We start from the raw sequence: 22,567 nt of genomic DNA, 5'->3' as shown, positions 1-22,567 counted from the left end.
CCGATTCATGCTGGCCAGGGGTAGGGCCTTGACGGGCCCGGGGAGGGCACCACCATGCGATCTGTTCGCATGCGGATTCTCGTGACGCTGCTCGTGCTGGCGGTCGTGGGGATCGGCGGCTGGCAACTGCTGCCGTCGCAGGAGGACCAGAACAAGACCATCACCGTCGGTACGACGGACGCCGTCACCGCACTCGACCCGGCCGGCGCCTACGACGCCGGCTCCTGGGCGCTGTTCAGCAATGTGTTCCAGTCGTTGCTGACGTTCGAGCCGGGCGGGGTCGAGCCGGTCCCGGACGCGGCGCAGAGCTGTGCGTTCGAGGGCAGCGGCCTCAGGACGTACCGGTGCACCCTGCGCTCCGGGATCACCTTCCCGAGCGGGCGCGCCATGACGGCACAGGACGTCAAGTACTCCTTCGACCGGGTCAAGAAGATCAACTCCGATGTCGGCCCGGCGTCCCTGTTCGACACGCTCGCCTCGGTGACCGCCGACGACGCGCACACCGTCACCTTCCACCTGTCGTCCGCGGACGCCACCTTCCCGCAGAAGGTCGCCACCGGCGCCGGTGCGATCGTGGACAAGGACAAGTACCCCGCCGACGCCCTGCGCACGGGCACCTCCGTCGACGGCACCGGGCCGTACACGCTGACGGCGTACGTCAAGGACCAGAAGGCCGACCTCGCGCCGAACGGGCACTACAAGGGCTATCTGAGCGGCGTCGGCCGCCCGGTCGAGCTGCGGTACTACACCGACTCCGCGAAGCTGGACCGGGCCTGGAAGGGCCGGGAGGTCGACGTGGCCACCCGGACCCTGCCGCCGGGCGTGCTCTCCGGGCTGAACCCGAGCGATCCCGAGCAGCGGGTCACCGAGTCCGACAGCGCCGAGACCCGCAACCTGTACCTCAACACCCGCTCCAGCTCCCCGCTGCACGACGTGCGGGTGCGCCGGGCGATGGCCTGGCTGGTCAACCGTGAGCAGCTCGCCACGACGGTGTACGAGGGCACGGTCGACCCGCTGTACTCGCTGATCCCGACGGGCATCACCGGGCACACCACCTCGTTCTTCGACTCCTACCCGACCCAGAGCACCGACAAGGCGCGCCGGCTGCTCACCGAGGCCGGGGTGAGTCTGCCGGTCCGCTTCACCCTCGGCTACGGCATCGGCCGGGGCGCGGGCGCGGAGGAGTCCGCGGAGCTGAAGAAGCAGCTGGAGGCGGGCGGCCTGTTCAAGGTGGACGTCAAGGGCTACGAGTGGACCGACTTCCAGAAGCGCTGGGCCGCCGGGAAGATGGACGCCTGGGGGGTCGGCTGGGTCGCCGACTACCCCGACCCGGACACCTTCGGCGGCCCGCTCGTCGGCACGGGCTCCACCATGAGCACCGGGTACAGCAACAAGCTGGTCGACCACCTCATCCTGGACAGCCGGCAGTACGCCGACCGGACCCGGGCCGCGAAGGACTTCAAGGACATCCAGACGGACGTGGCCGAGGACGTCCCGCTCATCCCGCTCTGGCAGCGCAAGGAGTACGTGGTCAGCACCGAGGACGTGGGCGGCGGCCAGTACCTGTCGGACGGCACGGGCGTGTTCCGCCTGTGGCGCCTGACCTGGATCTGATCAGTCGGCCTTCTTCTGCCCGGCCTTGATGATCCGCTCGACGTCGAGCGCGACCCCGGCACCGATCGAGTCGGGCAGCGTCACCGTCTCGCCGGGGGCGTGGACACGGTGGTTCGCGTACTCGCTCCCGGCGGGCTCCGTGAGGACGTGGAGGCGCTGGTGCTTGCGGTCGACCACGAGATAGACGGGCACCTTGGCCTCGGCGTACGCGCCGACCTTGGTCTTCAGGTCGTCCCGCCAGTTGCCGGAGGTCACCTCCAGGACCAGGCGGAAGCAGACCGGGTCGTAGGCGTTGTTCTCAATGAAGTGGTCGTCGATATCGGCGTCCACGACGACCAGGTCGGGGATGCAGTAGTCCTCCGCGCCGGTGGGCAGCTTGATCGCGACGCTCTGGAGCACCTCGGTCTCCGCGCCGTGCAGTCCGGCGGCGAGGAAGGGAATCATGAGATCGGTCAGAACGCGGGCGTGGGGGGCATCCCGTGAAGGGGTCACGAGGAGATGGCCTCCGATGATCTCGACGCGGTAGCCCGGATGGCGCTCCATGATCTCGTCGGCGATGGCCGTGAGGGAGAACGGCTCGTCGGCGTCGAAGGGCTGCTCGACGGATGCAGCGGACATCGCGTGCCTCCTAGGGGCTGGTGTCGAGAACATCATCGTAGGCAGCCGGGACCCCGGGCCTCCTGTTCCCGCGCGTCCACCCGAAAGTGATCACTCGCCCTCCCGGCCGCCCCGCCCCGGGTCCGGCAGGACCTTCGTCATCCCCGGCAGGAAGTCCGTGAACAGCTCGTGGACCTCCAGGACGAGGGGCCGCAGCACCCGGAACCGGGCCAGCGAGACACCGCGGGCGGTCAGGCGGGCCCCCCGCCGCGCCAGCCGGTAACTGCGCTCCCGCCCCTCCGTGCGGTCGAAGATCCAGTACAGGACCAGACCCATCTGGGCCAGCCACATCAGCTCAGGGAGCACCTCCCGCAGCTCGGGGGCCACCTTGGACTTCGAACCGGCCAGCACCTCCCGGTGCACGCTGATGGCCTGCTCGCGCGCGTGCTCGCTCTCGGGCGAGAAGGGACTGAGCGGGCTGTCGGGGTCGGCGGCGTTCTTGAAGAACTGCACCGCGAACTCGTGGTACGGCCGGGCGATGTCCAGCCACGCGGTCAGCACGCCCGCGAGCCGCGCCTCCAGGTCGGTCTCCCGGTCCAGGATCTCCCGGACCGCCGCCTGGTGCTGGGCGGCGATCCGGTCGTAGAAGCCCTGGATCAGGTGTTCCTTGCCCTCGAAGTAGTAGTAGGCGTTGCCGACGGAGACCCCGGCCTCCTTGGCGATGGCCCGCATCGTCGTCTTGTCGTACCCGTGCTCCTGGAACAACCGCATCGCGGTCTCCAGGATCAGCGCACGGGTCTGCTCGGACTTGCTGCTCTGGGGGCCGGCCGCCTCGGGGCCGTCGTTCTTCGCGGGCACGGTAGGAGCCTAACGAGTGGCGGGGGCCGCTTCGGAGCAGGACGGCGGGGAGTACGTCCAGCCCGTGCCCGGGCGGCAGGACCGGCCGTCCGCCCGCCGGTACACCTGGCCGCCCCACCGCGTCCCCGGCCCCTGCGCGTCCCGCCACTTCGCGGCTGCGAGCACCGCGGTGTTCGCGCAGCGCCCACAGGACGACGACCCAGGCGCGCGAGCCCCGGTGGACCTGCCCGGAGTCACCGACGACGGTGATCTCGTCGAGGGAGGTGGCGTGGTCGAGCCCCGGGAAGCGGCTTCGGGCCTCGGCCGATCCGGCCGGCAGCAGCTCCAGCGGCACCAGCCGGGGCCGGTGGGCCAGCCAATCGCGCAGATGGGCGCACAGGGCGCACTCGGCGTCGTACAGGACGGTCAGCCCCCGGACCGGGGTGCCCGCGGCACCCCGGCCCTCCGTCCCGGCCGGGGCGGTCGTGCCGGTCACGGCCGTCACGCCCCGGCCGTCGGGGCGATCCACTCCCGCGGGGCGACCGGGGGCAGTCGCTCCCGCTCCATGACCACGCGCCGGCGGATCCTGTTGAGCACGTACACGTTCCCCAGGTGCATCGCGCCGAGCACCAGCAGGACCACGCCCGGCTTGGTCGACAGGGCCTCGAAGACGCCGCGGGTGTCCTCGATCGTCTCGTCGTCCCCCGGGTACAGCGCCACGAAACCGAGGTTGACCAGGTAGAAGCCGACGACCAGGTAGCCGACGTAGGTGACAGGGGGCTCAGGCTCTGCGGCCCAGTGCGGGGCGCTTGGTGTAGTCCGTGAAGCCGAGGATGTTCCCCCAGGGATCGGCGATCTCCACCGTCCAGCCGGTGGCCACCGGGAAGACCTCGTCCAGGAGTGCGATGCCGGCGGCGGCCAGCTCCCGCGCCGCCGCCCGCGCGTCCGGCACCTCCAGCCAGACGCGCGGCGAGGGCCAGGGCGGGGTCCGCTGCCGCAGCTCCTCCTCGGCGCGCAGCAGGATGCCGGGCGTCTCCCCGCCGACCTTCAGCTGCGCGATCCCGCCCTCGTCGAACCGGAAGCCCACGGCGAACCCGGCCCGCTCGTAGAAGGCGACGGCCTCGCCGAGGTCGCCGACGGGGAGCAGCACGTTGTCGAAACCGAGCAGTTCGTACGACTCTTCGTCTGACATGTCGTCACATTAGGTGCCTCGCTCCCGGGAAGCGAGGAGCCCCACCGGAGCGGACCTCCGGTGGCGCTTCCAGGGGGAACCGTCAGTGGCTCACTGAGGGAAGGCCGGGTCGAGGTCGGACGTCGACGCGCCACTGGTCGTGACGCCCTTGGCGGATCCGTGCAGCAGCAGGCCCGCGCGGTAGAGGTCACCCGAGACCAGCAGGTCGGCGTCGCCGTCCCGGTCGAAGTCCCGCAGCCGGACGAACAGGCCGAGTGCCTCGGAGTCGGTCGCGCCGCCCGGTACGCCGGCCGCGGCCCGGGTGAGCCACTGCGAGCCGGTGCCGGTCAGGCCGCTCCCGCCGCCCCGCAGGACGTGCACGCCGCCCGCGTTCCCGGCCGAGCCGACCTCCTCCTCCGGCACGCCCACCGCGCGGTCCGGGTGGCCGTCGTGGTGGGTGTCGCCGGCGGAGAGGGCGTGACCGAAGCGGTCGTTCCTGCTGGCGGCGGTCGCCACGCCGGAGGCGGACTGGGACAGGCCGGTGTCCGGGATGCGCGTGGCCTTCGCCCCGAGGCCCGCCCTGGCGCCCCACAGGATGGTGACCGCGCCCGCCCCGGCCTTCGGACCGGCCTTCTCGCTGCGGTCGGAGACGGCGAGGTCGGCGTACCCGTCACGGTTGAAGCCGGCGTTGGCGACCTGGTCCCCGAACGTGCCGGCGTACCCTCCGGCGCCACCGGCCTCCTTGATCGCGTACACACACAAGACCCACAGCAGCCGGCGACCGTTGGACGACGCGGGCCCCGCTCCCGGTGTGGAACCGGGGGCGGGGCCCGAGTGCTTCAGGCGTGCCGTGGGTCAGTAGCGGCGCGTGATCAGCGCGCGCTTCACTTCCTGGATCGCCTTCGTGACCTCGATGCCGCGCGGGCAGGCGTCCGTGCAGTTGAAGGTCGTGCGGCAACGCCACACGCCGTCACGGTCGTTGAGGATCTCCAGCCGCTGCTCGCCGGCCTCGTCACGCGAGTCGAAGATGAAGCGGTGGGCGTTCACGATCGCGGCCGGACCGAAGTACTGGCCGTCGTTCCAGAACACCGGGCAGGACGACGTGCACGCGGCGCACAGGATGCACTTGGTGGTGTCGTCGAACCGCTCGCGGTCCTCGGCGGACTGCAACCGCTCCCGGGTCGGCTCGTTCGTGTCCTTGGTGACCAGGAACGGCATGACGTCCCGGTACGCCTGGAAGAACGGCTCCATGTCCACGACCAGGTCCTTCAGGACCGTCAGGCCCTTGATGGGCTCGACCGTGATCGGCTTCTCGGGGTTGATGTCCTTGATCAGCGTCTTGCAGGCAAGGCGGTTCTTGCCGTTGATCCGCATCGCGTCCGAGCCGCAGATGCCGTGCGCGCACGAGCGGCGGAAGGTGAGGGTGCCGTCGACGTCCCACTTGATCTTGTGGAGGCCGTCGAGGACCCGCTCCTTGGGGTCGATCTCCAGCTGGAAGTCTTCCCAGGTGGCCTCCGCCGCGACCTCCGGGTTGAACCGGCGGATGCGGAAGGTGACCGTGATGTAGGGGGAGTCGGCGAATCCGGGCTCGGGCTGGCCGGCCGCGTCCGCCTTGTCCAGAACAGGGGTAGCCATCAGTACTTACGCTCCATCGGCTGGTAGCGGGTCTGGACGACCGGCTTGTAGTCGAGACGGACGGTTTCCGAGCCGTCGGCGCCGACCTCGCGGTACGCCATGGTGTGGCGCATGAAGTTGACGTCGTCGCGGTTCGGGTAGTCCTCGCGGTAGTGACCACCGCGGGACTCCTTGCGGGCGAGGGCCGACACCGCCATGACCTCGGCCAGGTCGAGCAGGTTGCCCAGCTCGATCGCCTCCAGCAGGTCCGTGTTGAAACGCCGGCCCTTGTCCTGGATCGCCACGTTCTTGTAGCGCTCCTTGAGCTCGGCGATCTTCTCGACGGCCGTCTTGATCGTCTGCTCGGTGCGGAACACCATGACGTTGGCGTCCATGGTCTCCTGGAGCTCGCGGCGCAGCGTCGCCACCCGCTCGTTGCCGGTGGAGGCGCGCAGCCGCTCGATCTGCTCGACGACGAAGGACTCCGGGGCGTCCGGCAGCTCGACGTAGTCGGCCTTCGCCGAGTACTCGGCGGCGGCGATGCCCGCGCGGCGGCCGAAGACGTTGATGTCCAGCAGCGAGTTGGTGCCGAGGCGGTTGGCGCCGTGCACGGACACGCAGGCGACCTCGCCGGCCGCGTACAGACCCGGGACGACGGTGGTGTTGTCCGCCAGGACCTCACCCTCGACGTTCGTCGGGATGCCGCCCATCGCGTAGTGCGCGGTCGGCTGGATCGGGATCGGGTCCGTGTACGGCTCGATGCCGAGGTAGGTCCGCGCGAACTCGGTGATGTCCGGGAGCTTGGCGTCCAGCTGCTCCGGCGGCAGGTGGGTCAGGTCCAGGTAGACGTGGTCGCCCTCGGGACCACAGCCACGGCCCTCGCGGATCTCCGTGTAGATGGAGCGGGACACGACGTCACGGGACGCCAGGTCCTTCATGACGGGAGCGTACTTCTCCATGAAGCGCTCGCCGTCCTTGTTGCGCAGGATGCCGCCCTCACCGCGGGCGCCCTCGGTGAGCAGGATGCCCATGCGCCAGATGCCGGTCGGGTGGAACTGGAAGAACTCCATGTCCTCCAGCGGGAGGCCGCGCCGGTAGACCGCCGCCTGACCGTCACCGGTCAGCGTGTGGGCGTTCGACGTCACCTTGAAGAACTTGCCGGTGCCGCCGGAGGCGTAGATGACGGCCTTCGCCTGGAAGACGTGGATCTCGCCGGTGGCGAGCTCGTACGCCACCACACCGGCCGACCTCTTGACGCCGTCGACCTCGGTGATCAGCTGGTCCAGGACGTAGAACTCGTTGAAGAACTCCACGCCCTCCTTGACGCAGTTCTGGTACAGCGTCTGGAGGATCATGTGGCCGGTGCGGTCCGCGGCGTAGCAGGACCGGCGGACCGGGGCCTCGCCGTGGTTGCGGCTGTGACCGCCGAAGCGGCGCTGGTCGATGGTGCCGTTCGGCGTCCGGTTGAACGGCAGGCCCATCTTCTCCAGGTCGAGGACGGCGTCGATGGCCTCCTTCGCCAGGATCTCGGCGGCGTCCTGGTCGACCAGGTAGTCACCGCCCTTGACCGTGTCGAAGGTGTGCCACTCCCAGTTGTCCTCCTCCACGTTGGCCAGCGCGGCGGCCATGCCGCCCTGCGCGGCGCCCGTGTGGGAGCGGGTGGGGTAGAGCTTGGTCAGGACCGCGGTGCGGCTGCGCTTCGTCGCCTCGATGGCGGCGCGCATGCCCGCGCCGCCGGCGCCGACGATGACGGTGTCGTACTTGTGGATCTTCATGATTCTCGCAGCCCCGTGCCTAGCGGATGTTCGGGTCGAAGGTGAAGATCACCAGCGTGCCCAGCAGGATGGTGAACACCGTGGCGGTGTAGAGCAGGCCCTTCAGCCACAGCCTGCTGTTCGGGCGCTCCGCGTAGTCGTTGATGATCGTGCGCAGGCCGTTGGCGCCGTGCAGCATCGCCAGCCACAGCATCAGCAGGTCCCAGACCTGCCAGAACGGGGACGCCCAGCGGCCGGCCACGAAGGCGAAGCCGATCTTGGAGACGCCGCCGTCCAGCACGAGCTGGATCAGCAGGTGGCCGATGACGAGGACGACCAGCACGACGCCGGACAGGCGCATGAACAGCCAGGCGGCGAGCTCGAAGTTGCCCCGGGTCGACTTCGGGGACTTCTTGGTGCGCTTGCGCGGCGCCTCGATCAGCGGGGCCGGGTTGTCGACGGTGTAGACGGGAGCGCCCTCGACGGGGCCGACTCCGGAGGCCGCGGTTTCAGTCGTGGACATCGGCGTCAGCTCCCAAACAGGACACGGTAGGCGTGGCCGAGGACCGGGTAGATCGCCCCGAGCATCAGCACGATCCAGACACCCATCACGGTCCAGAACATCTGCTTCTGGTAGCGCGGGCCCTTCGACCAGAAGTCGACGGCGATGACGCGCAGGCCGTTGAGCGCGTGGAAGAGGATGGCGGCGACGAGGCCGTACTCCAGCAGCGCGACGATCGGCGTCTTGTACGTGGCTACGACCTTGTCGTAGTCCTCGGGGGAGACACGCACGAGAGCGGTGTCCAGCACGTGAACGAACAGGAAGAAGAAGATGAGGACGCCGGTGACTCGGTGAGCCACCCAGGACCACATTCCTTCCCGGCCGCGGTACAGCGTTCCAGCCGGCACGGAAGAACCCTCCGGGAGCGGGGACTAGGGCCGCGCCGGCTTCACTGTCGGTCGGGCCCGGCCGGGTACGGTCCACCGGCCCTCTGCATGGTATCCACGCGCCACCGTGGTGCTTACGGGGGGCCTACCGGTGTGATCAAAGTGGCACGCGGTTGGGCTAGCGGGTGCGGTCGGCGGGACGGTTTCGACTGTCATTTGCCGGGTGCGGGGGTGTTTGGGCTGGTCGCGCCCATGTGGCGGCAGCCACAAATCGAACACAGCCCCGCGCCGCTGAGCAGGGCCAGCAGCCGTCCCCGGGCGAGGCGCCGGAGCTCGTCCGCCGCCACCACCCGTTCTTCGTCGGGATCGTTTGCCAATCGTGACCGGATCGCTTCAAGGATGTGGTCGATGACCTCGCCCGGGGCGGCGTCGCCCGGATAGATGACGAACGCGTGTCCGAATCGGGCCTCGTACGCGGCGTGCGCGGCGCCCAGGGCCATGTGGGCCGCCGAGTAGGTGCCCTCGGGCAGCTCGGGGAGGGGCTCGCCGGCCAGGGCCTCGGCCAGGTCGCCGGGGGAGAGGTCGTACGCCGCCTCGTCCGCCGCGGCCAGCAGGGCGTCCAGGTCGGGGTAGGGGCGGTGGTCGGCGATCCGGTGCGACCAGCGCAGGCTGTGCAGGCAGTGCAGGAGAAGGGCGCGCGCCTCGTCCGCGGGCGCGGTGTTGAAGGCGTCGAGGGGGGTGGGGAGATACGGCAGGCGGTGGGCGGGCAGCGTGGGTCCTCGCGTCACGTGCGGTGTGGCAGGGGATGCTGTGAAAAGTGTGACGTCAGGTTATCGAGAGTGGTCACGCTGTGTCCGAGGGATGCCTGAAATTCACCCGGACGGGAGAGTTTCGGAACACCTGGATGACAGCTGAGCGGGCGATCGGTCGTACGTTGGCAGGGTGATCCAGCACAGGCACAGGCGCCGGGGCCCGGCGCGGCAGGTGAGACGGAAGCGGGCGGTGGTGGCCGCCGCGTTCGCCGGGACCATCGCGCTCGGCACGGGCGTCGGTGTATGGGCCGCCTCGGACGGGGGCGGCGGACAGCCGGACGCGAGCGCGCGGCAGTCGTCGTCCGGCCGGGCGGCCGGCACCGGCTCCACACCGTCGGCGAGCCCCGGCCCGAGCCGCTCCTATCCGCTGTCGCGGGCGCCGCGCACGATACCCGCGGTGCGCTCGCACACCCCGGCGCGCGGCCCCGGCTGGACACCGCGGCCGGGCGGGCGGGTGGTGGTGAGCGACCCGGAGCTGGCCGACGAGGGGCGGCTCATAGCCGGGGAGCTGGGACTGCGCTACGCGGGGGAGAAGGACGACGTGCGGGCGGGCGACGTACGGCTGGCGCTCGGCGGCGGGGGCGGGAACGAGGAGTCGTACACCATGACCGTCCGCAACGGGCGCGTCGACATCAGCGGACCCGGTGAGGCCGGCGTCTTCTACGGCACCCGCACCCTGAAGCAGGAGGTCCACGGCGGCGGTACGGCACCCGAGGGCGTCGTGCGGGACGAGCCCGCCAAGCCGGTGCGCGGGTTCATGCTGGACATCGCGCGCAAGCCGTACGGCGAGACCTGGATCGAGGACCGGATACGCGAGCTGGGGGACCTGAAGTTCAATGAGCTGGGCCTGCACTTCTCCGACGACCAGGCCTTCCGGATCGAGTCCGACAGCCACCCCGAGATCGTCTCCAAGGACCACCTGACCAAGGCCCAGGTCAGGAAGATCGTCGCGCTGGCGGACAGCCGGCACATCACCGTCGTGCCCGAGATCGACTCGCCGGGGCACCTGGGCGCCGTCATCGCCGCCCACCCGGACCTCCAGCTGCGCAACGCGAGTGGCGTGCCGACGCGGGGTGCCGTCGACATCTCCGAGGACGCCTCCGCGAAGATCGTCGACGACCTGCTCGACGAGTACGCCGGGCTGTTCACCGGCGGCCAGTGGCACCTGGGCGGGGACGAGTACCAGGCCCTGACCGTCAGGGACCCGCAGGCGTCGTACCCGCAACTGGCCGCCGCCGCCCGGCGGGCCTTCGGCGCCGGCGCGACCGTCGCCGACCTCGCCACCGGCTGGCTGGGCGACCGCGCCGCCACCGTCCGCGCCCACGACCGGACCGTCCGCGCCTGGAACGACGGCTTCTACCGCGGCACCTCCGTGCGGCCCGACCCGGACATCCAGGTCGCCTACTGGACCGGCAAGGAGATCGGCGCCCGGCAGCCCGTGGAGTACCTGAGCGCGGGGCGGAAGGTGCTCAACTACAACGACGAGTTCCTCTACTACGTGCTCGGGCAGCCGCAGACCTTCGTCTACCCGACCGGACAGCGGATCTACGAGCAGTGGAACCCGCGCGTGCTGCGCGGCACGACCGCCGTGCCGGAGCGCTACGACGGGCAGATCCTCGGCGGCTCCTTCGCGGTCTGGTCCGACTTCCCGAACGCGCAGACGCAGGCACAGGTCGCCGCCGGCATCCGGATGCCGCTGCGGGCCACCGCGCAGAAGCTGTGGGACCCGCGCACGCCCGCACTGTCCTGGGCCGACTTCCGCGGGCTGGCGGACCGGCTGGACCGGTAACCGGGTGGACGCGCGGTGGCGTCCGACCATATGTCCGGTGTCCGCGCGCGTCCTCGTGACGCGCGCGGCCGTACCAGTGGCCGCGCCTCTGGAACTCGACGTCACCGGCGACGGCCGGCGTCTCCCAGACGGTCGCGCTGGTCGCCACGATGGTCGTCTACCCGTGCCGGCTGTGGCGGGTCCGGGTGAACGCCGAGGTGTTCGACGCCTCCCGGCACCGGATGAGGCGCGGCTGGACGATCGGCGGGCGTCGGATCGTCGCCGACGGCTGGGACGCCGGCGCCCCCTGGGGCGCGCGGTCCGGGCACACACCGGTCAACGCCTGGTGGACGCTGTGGATCGTCAGCCTCCTCGCGGGCCGGTACGCGTACACCACGTCCCGGAACGCCGAGACGGCGGCCGAACTGCGCGACGCCGCCCGGGTGGTGCTGTTCTCCGACGGAATCGACATCGCGGCGGCCGTCCTCGCCATCGTGGTGGTCGTCCGGCTGACCCGTATGCAGGAGCGCACGGTGCTCTCGGGCGAGGTGCCGGCCCCCGTCCTCGGCTGACCCCGCCGCTGTCGCCTTTGGCTGGAATTCCTCTGCTGTGACACTCCCGCGCCGTCGCGCGCAGTAAGGGGAAGTGCTCGGGGGCGATGACGAGCTGCTGCGCCCACTGCGGGCCCGCCTCGCCGACGGCTCCGACTGGTCCGCCGGCCTGGCCCTGGCCCGCACCGCGCTCGGCCCCGCTGACCCCGCCGACGCCGAGGTCGCGCGGCTCACCCGGCGCCTGCCGGAGTCGGCCCCGGCCGAACGCACCGCCGACGCGGTACGGCCCTGGGCCGACGCCTGCTCGGTCGCCTCGCTGCGCGTCCACGGGCTGCTCGACCCCGCCGCAGCTCGGCGGCCCGGCCCCGGACGGCATCGCCGCCGGGCGCGCGGGCGACCCGGCGGACCTGCCGCCGCTCGTCGCCGCCGAGCTGCGCCGCCAGGCCGCCGTGCTGGAACTCCTCGCGGGGCACGGCGCGCAGGGGCTGCGCCGGGCGCTGGAGGTGTCGGTGGAGGGCCGACGGGTGCTGCGCGCGGTGGTCTCGCGCCGGGCGCGCGGCGTTGCCGAACCGGGGGCGTGAGGGGAGCCTGTGATCCTCGTGCGGCGGACGTGGGACGGTCCTGCGACGGTTGGCGGAACGTCGGGAGAAACGTTTCCAACGACAGTGACGGAACTCCGCCCCGGCTCGCTCTTCCCTATGTGACAGCCCAAGTGACGACTCATGTGACAGCTCAGGCGGCAGCCCCGTCCCAGGCAGCACGGCAGGAGACCAGGCCGAGTGCCGCGGCCAAGCCCGTGCGGTGGGCGGCGGACGCGGTGGCGACCATGCGCGAGGGCGCGCGGGTACGGCTCGACTACTCGGCCCAGAGCCTGTGGCGGGTGGACCGGATGATCGAGGAGATACGGCGCGAGGGGCCGCCGTACGAGGCCGTCGAGGGCGCGCTGCGCGGCTTCGGCGCCTACGCCGGCGAGGTGATCGTCCGGCAGACCGGTGCCGAGTGGTGGGCGACCGGCGGCGAGCACTGGCTGCGCACCCCCGACGGCCGGATGTGGGACCCCCTCGACGAGGCCCGCCGCTGCTACGGCGGCCACGGCTCGCTGCGGCTGCTGTGCCGGGACGCGACCGCCCCCGGCTGACCGGTCCGGCCCGGCTGTGACACTTCCGTCGGGGCCGACGCTGATGATCGTGAAGGGCGGGGACACGGCCGGAGCGTGTCGCACCGTGAGGCAAGCGCCACGCAGTGGCCAGGAACTCGGCACGAACGAGGACGGTCTTGGGCCAGGGAGGGGAACCCCGCCGCCCGCAGCCGCGGGACGGGGAGCTGGGCGCGGCCGTCGCGCGGGCCCAGGACGGCGACGAGACCGCGTTCGCGGTGGCCTACCGGATCGTGCAGCCCGGCCTGCTGGGCTACCTGCGGGGGCTGGTCGGCGAGGACGCGGAGGACGTCGCCTCCGAGGCCTGGCTGGAGATCGCGCGCGACCTCGGCCGGTTCCGGGGCGACGGCGCGGGCTTCCGCGGCTGGACCGCGACCATCGCCCGGCACCGCGCGCTGGACCATCTGCGCCGGCAGCGGGTACGGCCCCGGGCGGCGCTGCTGGAGCAGGACGCCCTGGAGCTGCCCGGCCGGCACAGCACCCACGACCAGGCCCTGGAGTCGCTCTCCACCGCACGCGCGCTGGAACTGGTCCGCGCGCTGCCCCGGGACCAGGCCGAGGCGGTGCTGCTGCGGGTGGTCGTCGGCCTCGACGGCCCGGCCGCGGCCCGCGTCCTCGGCAAACGCCCCGGCGCCGTCCGCACGGCCGCGTACCGGGGCCTGCGGCGCCTGGCCCGCCAACTGGGCACGGACGGTGCGAGGGACACGGATACGCCGCCGCGGGGTGAGCCGGGGTGAACGCGCCGGCGGGTGTGGGACGTATCCACAGGGGCGGGCGTCGGCTCCTCGGACGTTGCCGGCAGCGGCGCCGGGGGCGGGCACGTGGGCGTCGGGGTCGTGGCCGCAGGGTCGTTGGGGCCTTGGCCTCGGGTGTTCGGTTGGGCTTCGGCGGAGTGCGAGGTCCGGGGCGGGCGTGTATGGCCTTCGCTCCCCGGACGCGTTCGCGGCTCGGCTCCAGGGCGTTCGGGGGCTGGGCTTCCGGCGCCTGTGGGGCCTTGGGTGCGGGGACTCACGGGCCCGGGGTGGCCGGTGGCTCCGGGCCGGGACCGTCATGGCCGGTGGTCGTGGGGCGTACGGCTTGGTGGTCCGTTGCTTCGGGCGCGGGGCTGTCGCGGTCGGCGCTACGGGCGCGGGTTTGTGATGGTCGGTAGGTGTGGGCGCGTGGCTGTGGCGGTCGGCAGGTGTGGGCGCCCGGGGTTCAGGCCAGTGGGTGCGGGTGGATCGGCGTACGGAGTTCCGGGTGGACCGGGTGAGGGCGGGAACGGGCATGGGTGAACGGCACAGCGGCGGCGGGCTGACCGGTCGTCGGCGTGCGTACCCCGGCGGTACCGTCGCCACGCCGGACCCGGCCGACACCTCCGGGCTGGAGACACGGCTCGCCGCCGCGCTGCGCGCCGACGGCGGCGACGCCGAGCGCAGCGCCGTCGCCGCCTTCCGGGCCGCGCGCGACGCGGGAGCGCACGACGCGCGGACCCGCGCCCGGGACGACTGGCGGCCCGGACGGCCGGCACCCGCCCGCCGCTCGCTGCGGACCACCCTCTCGGTCGCGCTGGCGAGCCTCACGCTGGGCGGAGTCGCCGTCGCGGCCATCGGCTCCGCCGGCCCCGGCACGCACGCCGACGACCGGAGCCGATCGCCACGGTCCACGCGGCCGGCGGCGAGCACTCCGCCCGTCTCGGCCGCCGGCACGGCGGCCGGGCCCTCGGACACCGCGCCCGCGGACCGCCCCGGCCGGCCGGCCACCGCCCAGGACACCTTCGCCCACTGCCGTGCCTACGCCAGGGCCGGGGACCGCGGCGGTGCCCTGGAGGCGACGGCCTGGCAGCGGCTCGTCACGGCGGCGGGAGGACCGGAGAAGGTCGCCGCCTACTGCGCCGCCCGGCTGGAGCAGAGGCAGGGCGGGAACGCCGACACCGCGAGCACGTCCGGCAACTCCGGCAACTCCAGCAACTCAAGCAAAAACGGCAACACCGGGAACGGGGAGGGCAAGGGCGGCGGCAGCCAGGGGAGCGCGGGCGCGGACAACGCGGCCGAAGGGAACCCGACCGGCGGCAAGGCGGCCGGCGGTGACTCCTCCGGCGGCAGGCCCCGGACATCCCGTCGGTGATCAGTTCCGGAGAGGCGGACCGCGCGGCACGGAGTGGTCGGCGTGGCGTCGGACAGCCGAGCCGCCGGGGCCGGAGCGCTGGAACCGAGGCAACGGCCGGGGCCGCCACCCCCCACAGGAGAGGCCCCGGCCGTCGCGCGGACGGGCCGCGCGCGGCCCGTACTCCCTTCAGCGCCGTGGGTGCGGTTTCTGTCACACCTCGCCACAGCGCGGCCACATCGCGACCCCGTCCCGACCTCACACTGCGCACATCCGGACCCGGTCACGAGTTAGTTGCATCTTCTACAGACATGGACGGCAGCGGTCTCACGCCGTAACGTGCCTTTCGCGCCGACCGAAGACAGGCGTAAAGGGAGTACGGTGCTGGGGGACGACGCGGAGCTGACCGCCGCGGTGCGTGCGGCACAGGACGGGGACGAGACCGCGTTCCGTACGGTGTACCGCGCGGTGCACCCGCGCCTGCTCGGATACGTCCGCACCCTGGTCGGCGACCTCGACGCCGAGGACGTCGCATCCGAGGCATGGCTCCAGATCGCCCGCGACCTGCACCGCTTCAGCGGTGACGCCGACCGGTTCCGCGGCTGGGCCGCCCGGATCGCCCGCAACCGCGCCCTGGACCACATACGCATGCGGGGCCGGCGCCCCGCCATAGGCGGCGACGAGACCGAGCTGACCGGCCGCGCCGCCGAGTCCGACACGGCCGGTGAGGCCATCGAGGCCCTGGCCACCGACAGCACCCTCTCCCTGATCGCCCGGCTCCCGCAGGACCAGGCCGAGGCGGTCGTCCTGCGCGTGGTCGTGGGCCTGGACGCCAAGACCGCCGCCGAGACCCTCGGCAAACGCGCGGGCGCCGTCCGTACCGCCGCGCACCGCGGCCTGAAGCGCCTCGCGGAGCTGATCGGCGCCGATCCGGAATCGGCGGGCGGACTGGACGCGCTCCCGCTGCCAAGAGAACCGCGCCGAGGCGCGGTGACGTCCGCAACTGTGACGCATACGCGTGCGCGGACGCAGAAGGACATGTGATGGCCGACGAGCAGTACAAGTGGCTGAACCGTGAGACGGCGGAACGCCTGCTGCGCGGTGAGTCACTGGAAGCCGTCGACCCCTCCGCCCGTGACCAGGCCGAACGTCTCTCCCGGGCGCTCGGCGCGCTGTCCGCGGAGGCGGCTTCCGCCCCCGGTGAACTCCCCGGCGAGCAGGCCGCCCTGGCCGCGTTCCGCAAGGCCCGCGAGGCCGCCGAGGCGGAGCGCACCGCCGCCGCGCACGCCTCCACCGCCCCCCGCACCCCGGCACGCGGCGCCGACGCCGGCCTGGTCCGCATCGGTGCCCCGGCCCGTACCGGAACCCGTACCCGGCGCCCCCGCTGGGGCCGCCCGGTGCGCCTGGCCCTCGCCGCGGCGGTGGCCGCGGGCACGCTCGGCGGGGTCGCCGTGGCCGCCGGCACCGGAGTGCTGCCCACGCCGTTCGGTGACGATCACCCCCGCCCGGCCACCTCCGTCTCCCCCGACACGACCACCGGACAGCCGCTCACCTCACCGTCCGCACCGGGCGGCGGGACGGGCACCGGCGCACCGGACGGCGGTACGCGTGGGCATCGCGGCGGTACCGATGACGAGGCCGCGGGGACGGACGACGGCACCGGTGCCCCCTCCGCGACGTCCGGCACCGGGTGGCTGGGCGCCACCGCGGCCTGCCGTGCGCTGCGGGACGGCAAGGACCTGGACGCCGGCCGCCGGCGCGCGCTGGAACACCTGGCGGGCGGCCCCGGCCGGGTGACCACGTACTGCAAGGTGCTGCTGGGCACCGGCGACTCCGCCTCCGGCGGCACGGGCGGCGCGAACAGCGGCGGCAGCGGCGAGAAGACCACCGGCCAGGGCTCGGACAACGGCAACGGCGGGGGCAAGGGCAACGGCAAGGACAACGGCAAGGGCGGCGGCGACGACGGCCCTGCCGACCCGGCCGGCGGCAAGGGCAGCGGTAAGGCCGGCGGCAACGGCAACGGCAAGGGCAACGGCAACGGCGGAGAGAACGGCAAGGGCAACGGCGGCGGCAACGGCAAGGGCGGAGACAAGGACAGCGGAGAAGGCAACGGCAAGGGCGGCGATCGGCAGCACGGTGGCGCCGACCCCGCTCCCTCGGCCTTCGCGCCCGCGCACCGCGGCACACCCGGCAACGGCTCCCCGACCCCGTCACCGACTCCGACGTACACCGCGCTCTGATCGACGTAACCCACTCTGAGCTGCACCTTTGCGGTCACCGAAAGTTTTTCGGCGCGAGGTGTGACGTTTCTGGAGCCCGGGACGCAGTAATGAGTGAGCCGACTGGTCATCGGCCGTCGCACGGAGCCGGGGTTCCCCCCGTACCCGCGGCTCGTGCACCTGGCGCGGGCGGGACACGTTCCCCCGGTCCCGCCCGCGCCCCGCAACGCACAGCCCTCGGCAGGGCTTCTCACCAGGACACGACGACCTTGTCGCCGATCCTCACCTGCGCGAAGAGCCGGGCGATCGCCGTCTCGTCCCGGACGTTGACGCATCCGTGGGAACCGCCCGCGTAGCCGCGCGCCGCGAAGTCGTACGAGTAGTGGACCGCCTGGCCACCGCTGAAGAACATCGCGTACGGCATCGGCGAGTGGTAGAGGGTCGACACATGGTGCCGTGACTTCCAGTAGACGGTGAACACCCCTTCGCGGGTCGGGGTGTACTGCGCGCCGAACCGCACCGCCATCGTGGACAGGGTCCGTCCGCCGACCATCCAGCGCAGGGTCCGGCTGGTCTTGCTGATGCACAGCACCCGCCCGGTCAGACAGCGCGGATCCGCCGCGGCGGCCGGCCGAGCGGCCCCCGGATACAGCTCACCCCTGCCCGGCGGACGGGTCATGGCCACCAGCCGCTGCCAGGTGACGGCGTCCGTCGCGCCGGTCCGGGGCAGTCCGCGCTTGCCCTGGAAGCCCTTGACGGCCTGCTCGGTCGGGCCGTCGTACGACCCGGTCGGCCCCACGGCCAGCCAGGCCACCTGGCGCAGCCGCGCCTGGAGTTCCCGCACGGCCGGACCGTTGTCCCCGCGCGACCACAGCACCCGTGGCGCGGGCACGGCGGGCACGGCGGGAGTGGCACTCGGCGGGGCGGTCGGCGTGCCCGTCGGCGGGGCGGCCGGTGCCGTACGGGTGACGCCGGGCCCCGGACCGCTCCGGGTGGTGCCGGGATCTGGGCTGCCCGGCAGTTCCCCATGCACCGGCAGGCCTTGTTTCCCATCGGCGCCCGCCGGCTGCACGGTGCACCCGCAGAGCGCGGCGAGTGCGGCGGCCGAGGCGAGCAGAGCGGCAGGTCTCCCCGGGATCCTCATGCCCGGGATGCTTCCCCGCGTGACCGCCGCCGAACTACGGGGCATGGTGAGGAGTACCCGTCTACCGCGCGGAGGCAGCGATGGCACAGCAGTCGGCACGACAGTCGGAGTCGGGCCTGCCCATCGAGCCGGTCTACGGGCCGGCCGGCCTGACCGGCTGGGACCCGGCCCGGAAACTGGGCGAACCGGGCGCGTACCCGTTCACCCGCGGGGTCTACCCGACCATGTACACCGGCCGCCCCTGGACCATGCGCCAGTACGCGGGCTTCGGCACGGCGGCGGAGTCCAACGCCCGCTACCGGCAGCTCATCGCCCACGGCACCACCGGCCTGTCCGTCGCCTTCGACCTGCCCACCCAGATGGGCCACGACTCCGACGCGCCCCTCGCGCACGGCGAGGTCGGCAAGGTGGGCGTGGCGATCGACTCCGTCGAGGACATGCGGGTGCTCTTCGACGGCATCCCGCTGGACCAGGTCTCGACGTCCATGACGATCAACGCGCCCGCCGCGCTGCTCCTGCTCCTGTACCAGCTGGTGGCGGAGGAGCAGGGGGCGGCCGCGGACCGGCTGACGGGCACGATCCAGAACGACGTCCTGAAGGAGTACATCGCCCGGGGCACGTACATCTTCCCGCCGAAGCCGTCCCTGCGGCTGACCGCGGACATCTTCCGGTACTGCACCGCCGAGATCCCGAAGTGGAACACGATCTCGATCTCCGGCTACCACATGGCCGAGGCGGGCGCGTCCCCGGTGCAGGAGATCGCGTTCACCCTCGCCGACGGCATCGAGTACGTCCGTACGGCGGTGGCGGCCGGCATGGACGTGGACGACTTCGCCCCGCGCCTGTCGTTCTTCTTCGTGGCCCGTACGACGCTGCTGGAGGAGGTCGCCAAGTTCCGCGCGGCGCGCAGGATCTGGGCACGGGTGATGAGGGAGGAGTTCGGCGCGCGGAACCCCAAGTCGCTGATGCTGCGCTTCCACACCCAGACGGCGGGGGTCCAGCTGACGGCCCAGCAGCCGGAGGTGAACCTGGTCCGGGTCGCCGTCCAGGCCCTGGCGGCGGTCCTCGGCGGCACGCAGTCCCTGCACACCAACTCCTTCGACGAGGCCATCGCGCTGCCGACGGACAAGAGCGCGCGGCTGGCCCTGCGGACGCAGCAGGTGCTGGCGCACGAGACGGACGTCCCGGCGACGGTGGACCCGTTCGCCGGTTCCTACGCGGTCGAGCGGATGACGGACGACGTGGAGGAGGCGGCCGTCGACCTGATGCGCAGGGTGGAGGACCTGGGCGGGGCGGTCGCCGCGATCGAGCGGGGCTTCCAGAAGTCCGAGATCGAGCAGAACGCGTACCGCATCGCGCAGGAGACCGACTCCGGTGACCGGGTGGTGGTCGGGGTCAACCGCTTCCGGCTGGACGAGGAGGAACCGTACGAGCCGCTGCGGGTGGACCCGGCGATCGAGGCGCGCCAGGCCGGGCGCCTGGCCCGGCTGCGGGCCGAACGCGACCGGGCCGCGGTGACCACGGCACTGGACGCGCTGCGGAAGGCGGCGGAGGGCGAGGACAACGTCCTCTACCCGATGAAGGAGGCGCTGCGGGCGCGGGCGACGGTGGGGGAGGTCTGCGGCGCGCTCCGCGAGGTCTGGGGGAGCCACGTACCGAGTGACACCTTCTGAACCCGTGGGCGCCGTCCTGGACACGGAGGACCGAGTGTCGTACCCGCGTGCGACACTCCCTCCATGTTCGGCGTCATCGACCTCCCCACCTATCTCGCGGGCCTGATCCTGATCGTGCTGCTGCCAGGCCCCAACTCCCTCTACGTCCTTTCCGTGGCCGCCCGCCGCGGGGTGCGGGCGGGTTACACGGCCGCGGCCGGTGTGTGGTGCGGGGACACCGTGCTGATGACGCTGTCCGCCGCCGGGGTCGCCTCGCTGCTCCAGGGGAACGCGCTGCTGTTCGGGATCGTGAAGTACGCCGGCGCCGGATATCTGAGCTGGCTGGCGATCGGCATGCTGCGGGCCGCCCGGCAGATGTGGCGGACCCGGCGGGAGCGGGCCGTCGAGGAGGCCGCGCCCGCCCAGGGCCCCGACGAGCGGCCCTTCCGCCGGGCCCTCGTCGTCAGCCTCTTCAACCCCAAGGCGATCCTCTTCTTCGTCGCCTTCTTCGTGCAGTTCGTCGACCCGGGCTACGCCTGTCCGGCCCTGTCCTTCGTCGTCCTCGGCGCCCTCGCCCAGCTGGCCAGCTTCCTGTACCTCAGCGCCCTGATATTCAGCGGCACGCGGCTCGCCGCGGCGTTCCGGCGGCGCAAGCGGCTGTCCGCGACGGCCACGTCGGCGGCCGGGGCGCTGTTCCTGGGCTTCGCCGTGAAGCTCACGCTGGCCGGCGCGTAGGGCGGACGGGCGGCGGCGGGACGGGTCAGAAGACCTCCATCCCGTACCACGCCAGCGCCTCGTTGACCGGCTGGTAGTAGCTGTAGCAGGCGCTGTTGTCGGACCCCGACAGCAGGCCCAGGGCGGCGTCCCCGGCGAAGAGCGGCCCGCCGCTGTCGCCGTGGTCGCGGCAGATGGCCGCCACGTCCATGCCGGTCACCTTCATGCCGTCGGTGTAGGTGATGGTCTGGTTCTTCAGTCCCAGGATGTTGCACGAGTACTTGCTGCGGTAGCCGGAGGCGCAGACGGTCTCGTAGACCTTGCTGTCCCGGGAGTAGCTGATGTCCTGGGCCGCGCCGTCCTGGGCCTCGACGTTCCCGTAGTAGGTCACGTCCGCGTTGTACGCCCGGATGAGGCCGAAGTCATTTCCGTCGGCCACGTTGTGCCCGGTGGTGTACCCGATGTAGGTCCCGTCGGATTTACGCCAGTCGGTTCCCGATGTGTCGGTGCAGTGCCCGGCGGTGAGAATCGCCTTGTAGTCCGGGTCCGTCTTCTTGCGCACGGTGAATCCGTACGAACAGGAAACCACGCCGTTCTCTATGTAGTCGCCCCCGTTGATGGCCGACGACGTTCTCTCCGTCTTTCCGCCGATGCGGATGACGCGGGCGGCGTTTCCGTAGGGCGCGACGAACTTCTTCAGATCCGCGAAGTCCCGCTCGCCGACCGTGCTGTCCGCGCGCACCACGACCTGGTTGGCGGGGATGTCGACACCCCACATCGTGCTGGGGGTGCTGAAGCGGTCGTCGAGGCGCTTCTTGATGGAGCCCAGTTAGGCGGTGTCGTATGTCACCTGCCGTGGCACCGCGCCTGCCGCCTTCACCTCGGCCGCCGCCTTTTCGTCGGTGACGGTGACCACGAACCGGTGCTTGCCGCGATCCAGATAGATCCCGGCGGTGTGCTGTCCGCCGAGCCGGTCGGCGATCCTCTGCGCCGCGTCACCGCTCGGACCGCCGGCCACCGGCACGTCGTGTGCCGCGGCAGGGGGGTTGGTTCCAGACCCTCCGTTCTGCTCACCGATTTCGGTGAGCGGGGCCTGATCTGAACAGCCGCGCGCAGCGCCGTGATGGCGGAACGATGAATTCCAGGATTTCGCTTCCATTCTCCTGGTCGCGTTGTTTCGGCCAGTGTTCGCAGGGTGCCTGAAAGGGGTCGGAGAAAGGTCTCCCGTGGCTTTGCCCTGAGATGCTGGGATTGCACCAGCGTTCGAATGCGGTGGACTCCTCGGATACGTCCTGGGTTCGACTCGCGTTCACCTTTCCGAAGTCCGGAAACATGATCGCGGATCAGTTGTCCGACGGAGAAGATCTCTGCGGCGGGGCAGTGGTTGCCTCCCGGACGAAAGGATTCTTCAGATGCGCAAGAAGTCCTTTGCTGCTGTGGCGACCGGCGTGATGGCGGTCGCCGCCCTGTCGCTGGGCGCCGGCTCGGCCTCCGCCGGGGCGAACGACACGTTCTACCCCTGGCAGAACGGGAAGAGCGGGCGCTGCCTCTCCGTGTCGGGCGGGGGCAGCACGTCCAACGGCACGAACGCCGTCATCTACGACTGCAACGGTGGTGACGAGCAGTACTGGGGCTACTACTCCAGCGGCGAACTGGTCAACCTCAAGAGCGGCAAGTGTCTGTCCACGGCGAGCGGCGGCGGCACGGCCAACGGCACCGAGGTCATCCAGTGGACCTGCAACGGCGGTGCCGAGCAGCAGTGGTACCGCTCCAGCGCCGGTGAGTGGGTGAACGGCAAGAGCGGCACGTGCATGTCGACGGCGAGCGGCGGCGGCACGGCCAACAACACCAAGGTCATCATCTGGTCCTGCAACGGTGGTGCCGAGCAGTACTGGTACTGAGACCACGGCCGGGCGGACGGTGGATCCCACCGTCCGCCCGGCTCTGTCCGGAAGGCCATCTCGTCACCCCGAGTTCACCTGTCCGTCGAG

At 71.9% G+C, this 22,567-nt stretch carries 23 protein-coding genes and 3 pseudogenes; 12 read left to right on the top strand and 14 right to left on the bottom strand.

Annotation, left to right across the window (positions count from 1 at the left end; all coding sequences use genetic code 11):
• Window positions 1–69 precede the first annotated feature (69 nt).
• Window positions 70–1,614, top strand: a complete 1,545-nt coding sequence (locus tag IE294_RS22320; protein ID WP_229917291.1) for an ABC transporter substrate-binding protein — start codon at window positions 70–72, stop codon at window positions 1,612–1,614.
• On the opposite strand, the gene IE294_RS22315 is transcribed toward IE294_RS22320, so the two are convergent.
• From IE294_RS22315 to IE294_RS22265, 11 genes and pseudogenes are all read right to left on the bottom strand, one after another.
• On the bottom strand, window positions 1,615–2,232 hold the full coding sequence (locus IE294_RS22315) for a Uma2 family endonuclease (RefSeq protein WP_189888793.1): 618 nt from the start codon (window positions 2,230–2,232) through the stop codon (window positions 1,615–1,617).
• A gap of 90 nt (window positions 2,233–2,322) precedes the next feature.
• Complete coding sequence (locus IE294_RS22310; protein ID WP_189888791.1) at window positions 2,323–3,069, bottom strand: TetR/AcrR family transcriptional regulator; 747 nt, start codon at window positions 3,067–3,069, stop codon at window positions 2,323–2,325.
• Between the two features lie 9 nt (window positions 3,070–3,078).
• Window positions 3,079–3,544: pseudogene (locus tag IE294_RS22305) on the bottom strand (thiol-disulfide oxidoreductase DCC family protein).
• Window positions 3,545–3,549: 5 nt separating this feature from the next.
• Window positions 3,550–3,804, bottom strand: a pseudogene (locus IE294_RS22300) (hypothetical protein); the annotation flags it as partial.
• A 25-nt stretch (window positions 3,805–3,829) separates the two neighbouring features.
• A complete protein-coding gene (locus IE294_RS22295; RefSeq protein WP_189888789.1) occupies window positions 3,830–4,240 on the bottom strand; it encodes a VOC family protein in 411 nt (136 codons plus the stop codon).
• A 90-nt stretch (window positions 4,241–4,330) separates the two neighbouring features.
• A complete protein-coding gene (locus tag IE294_RS22290; RefSeq protein ID WP_189888787.1) occupies window positions 4,331–4,975 on the bottom strand; it encodes a hypothetical protein in 645 nt (214 codons plus the stop codon).
• Between the two features lie 99 nt (window positions 4,976–5,074).
• Window positions 5,075–5,854 carry a succinate dehydrogenase iron-sulfur subunit gene (locus tag IE294_RS22285; protein WP_189888785.1) on the bottom strand — a complete coding sequence of 260 codons (780 nt, stop codon included), beginning with the start codon at window positions 5,852–5,854 and terminating at the stop codon, window positions 5,075–5,077.
• Window positions 5,854–7,608 (bottom strand): succinate dehydrogenase flavoprotein subunit, encoded by a 1,755-nt coding sequence (gene sdhA, locus IE294_RS22280; RefSeq protein ID WP_189888783.1) that lies wholly within the window; start codon window positions 7,606–7,608, stop codon window positions 5,854–5,856. The genes IE294_RS22285 and sdhA overlap by 1 nt, the downstream gene beginning before the upstream one ends.
• A 19-nt stretch (window positions 7,609–7,627) precedes the next feature.
• Window positions 7,628–8,110, bottom strand: a complete 483-nt coding sequence (locus IE294_RS22275) for a succinate dehydrogenase hydrophobic membrane anchor subunit (protein ID WP_189888781.1) — start codon at window positions 8,108–8,110, stop codon at window positions 7,628–7,630.
• A 5-nt stretch (window positions 8,111–8,115) separates the two neighbouring features.
• A complete protein-coding gene (gene sdhC / locus IE294_RS22270) occupies window positions 8,116–8,496 on the bottom strand; it encodes a succinate dehydrogenase, cytochrome b556 subunit (protein WP_043195476.1) in 381 nt (126 codons plus the stop codon).
• 191 nt (window positions 8,497–8,687) lie between these two features.
• Window positions 8,688–9,263, bottom strand: coding sequence for a 2-oxo-4-hydroxy-4-carboxy-5-ureidoimidazoline decarboxylase (locus tag IE294_RS22265; protein WP_189888779.1), 576 nt, complete (start codon window positions 9,261–9,263; stop codon window positions 8,688–8,690).
• A gap of 196 nt (window positions 9,264–9,459) precedes the next feature.
• Here IE294_RS22265 and IE294_RS22260 point away from each other — a divergent pair, with 196 nt between their 5' ends.
• From IE294_RS22260 to IE294_RS22225, 8 genes and pseudogenes are all read left to right on the top strand, one after another.
• The gene (locus tag IE294_RS22260; protein ID WP_189888777.1) at window positions 9,460–11,076 is read left to right on the top strand and encodes a beta-N-acetylhexosaminidase; all 1,617 of its coding nucleotides are present in this window, start codon (window positions 9,460–9,462) and stop codon (window positions 11,074–11,076) included.
• A gap of 119 nt (window positions 11,077–11,195) precedes the next feature.
• Window positions 11,196–11,627, top strand: a pseudogene (locus IE294_RS22255) (DUF4328 domain-containing protein); the annotation flags it as partial.
• 86 nt (window positions 11,628–11,713) lie between these two features.
• Window positions 11,714–12,187, top strand: a complete 474-nt coding sequence (locus tag IE294_RS22250) for a hypothetical protein (protein ID WP_373315842.1) — start codon at window positions 11,714–11,716, stop codon at window positions 12,185–12,187.
• 131 nt (window positions 12,188–12,318) lie between these two features.
• Window positions 12,319–12,744, top strand: a complete 426-nt coding sequence (locus tag IE294_RS22245; protein WP_229917289.1) for a hypothetical protein — start codon at window positions 12,319–12,321, stop codon at window positions 12,742–12,744.
• Window positions 12,745–12,881: 137 nt separating this feature from the next.
• A complete protein-coding gene (locus IE294_RS22240; RefSeq protein WP_189817779.1) occupies window positions 12,882–13,499 on the top strand; it encodes an RNA polymerase sigma factor in 618 nt (205 codons plus the stop codon).
• Between the two features lie 529 nt (window positions 13,500–14,028).
• Complete coding sequence (locus IE294_RS22235) at window positions 14,029–14,868, top strand: hypothetical protein (RefSeq protein WP_189888775.1); 840 nt, start codon at window positions 14,029–14,031, stop codon at window positions 14,866–14,868.
• A 360-nt stretch (window positions 14,869–15,228) separates the two neighbouring features.
• Entirely contained in the window at window positions 15,229–15,891 is a 663-nt protein-coding gene (locus IE294_RS22230) for an RNA polymerase sigma factor (RefSeq protein ID WP_189888773.1), read from the top strand.
• The gene (locus IE294_RS22225; protein WP_189888771.1) at window positions 15,891–17,087 is read left to right on the top strand and encodes a hypothetical protein; all 1,197 of its coding nucleotides are present in this window, start codon (window positions 15,891–15,893) and stop codon (window positions 17,085–17,087) included. The genes IE294_RS22230 and IE294_RS22225 overlap by 1 nt, the downstream gene beginning before the upstream one ends.
• Window positions 17,088–17,316: 229 nt before the next feature.
• Here the strand turns inward: IE294_RS22225 and IE294_RS22220 are convergent, their stop codons facing one another.
• Window positions 17,317–18,210, bottom strand: coding sequence for a L,D-transpeptidase family protein (locus IE294_RS22220; RefSeq protein ID WP_189888769.1), 894 nt, complete (start codon window positions 18,208–18,210; stop codon window positions 17,317–17,319).
• Between the two features lie 80 nt (window positions 18,211–18,290).
• Here IE294_RS22220 and IE294_RS22215 point away from each other — a divergent pair, with 80 nt between their 5' ends.
• Both IE294_RS22215 and leuE read left to right on the top strand, forming a co-directional pair.
• Window positions 18,291–19,883 carry an acyl-CoA mutase large subunit family protein gene (locus IE294_RS22215; protein WP_189888767.1) on the top strand — a complete coding sequence of 531 codons (1,593 nt, stop codon included), beginning with the start codon at window positions 18,291–18,293 and terminating at the stop codon, window positions 19,881–19,883.
• A 63-nt stretch (window positions 19,884–19,946) separates the two neighbouring features.
• Window positions 19,947–20,597: a leucine efflux protein LeuE gene (gene leuE / locus IE294_RS22210; protein ID WP_189888765.1), complete on the top strand. Its 651-nt coding sequence runs from the start codon at window positions 19,947–19,949 to the stop codon at window positions 20,595–20,597.
• A 25-nt stretch (window positions 20,598–20,622) separates the two neighbouring features.
• Here leuE and IE294_RS22205 read toward each other — a convergent pair whose 3' ends face one another.
• Window positions 20,623–21,396, bottom strand: coding sequence for a S1 family peptidase (locus tag IE294_RS22205; protein WP_268252804.1), 774 nt, complete (start codon window positions 21,394–21,396; stop codon window positions 20,623–20,625).
• A 9-nt stretch (window positions 21,397–21,405) separates the two neighbouring features.
• Window positions 21,406–21,735 carry a hypothetical protein gene (locus IE294_RS22200; protein WP_189888760.1) on the bottom strand — a complete coding sequence of 110 codons (330 nt, stop codon included), beginning with the start codon at window positions 21,733–21,735 and terminating at the stop codon, window positions 21,406–21,408.
• 253 nt (window positions 21,736–21,988) lie between these two features.
• On the opposite strand from IE294_RS22200, the gene IE294_RS22195 reads away from it, so the two are divergent.
• Window positions 21,989–22,477: an RICIN domain-containing protein gene (locus IE294_RS22195; RefSeq protein WP_189888758.1), complete on the top strand. Its 489-nt coding sequence runs from the start codon at window positions 21,989–21,991 to the stop codon at window positions 22,475–22,477.
• Window positions 22,478–22,567: the final 90 nt, after the last annotated feature.

This window comes from Streptomyces canarius, assembly GCF_014650735.1.
GTDB classification, from domain to species: domain Bacteria; phylum Actinomycetota; class Actinomycetes; order Streptomycetales; family Streptomycetaceae; genus Streptomyces; species Streptomyces olivaceoviridis.
The sequence above is the reverse complement of the archived record's forward strand: the minus strand, read 5'-3'. Positions and strand labels throughout refer to the sequence as shown.